The following is a 357-nucleotide window of genomic DNA, read 5'->3' on the forward strand; positions in this document are numbered from 1 at the left end:
TCTAAAACTCCCATTGAACAGTTGCACTTGGTACGAAGGTACAAATAGGCGATATAAAATAACTCGGGCAGTATATGTCGGTTGCAGGCGTCTGAGTTGATGGCAAGGCGTCCAAATTCGCTGAGCCTGTTTCCTTGGTGACGCAGTTCATTGAGGTGATCTTGGTAAGTTTCGTCAGCAAATAAACCATGGATGTTGTCGGGTCTCACGGAAATGGTTCCAATCACCTGCCCCGAGTTTCCGGCGGCAAAAAAGGTAATCCATTGGTCATGATCTTTCAGAGTTAGGGCGGTTTTATATCCGCGTTTGGAATATTGCTTATGAATGAGGTCAAGAGAGGCGGATTTCTGTTCTTTG

Annotated in this window: 1 protein-coding gene; it reads right to left on the reverse strand. The window is 45.7% G+C overall.

The genetic code is table 11. The annotated features are described in order from the left end of the window. On the reverse strand, positions 1–357 hold a 357-nt coding region (locus tag IV91_RS19420; protein ID WP_031599575.1), incomplete at both ends, for an N-acyl amino acid synthase FeeM domain-containing protein.

The organism is Ferrovum myxofaciens, assembly GCF_000735045.1.
In the GTDB taxonomy this organism is placed as follows: Bacteria; Pseudomonadota; Gammaproteobacteria; order Burkholderiales; family Ferrovaceae; genus Ferrovum; species Ferrovum myxofaciens.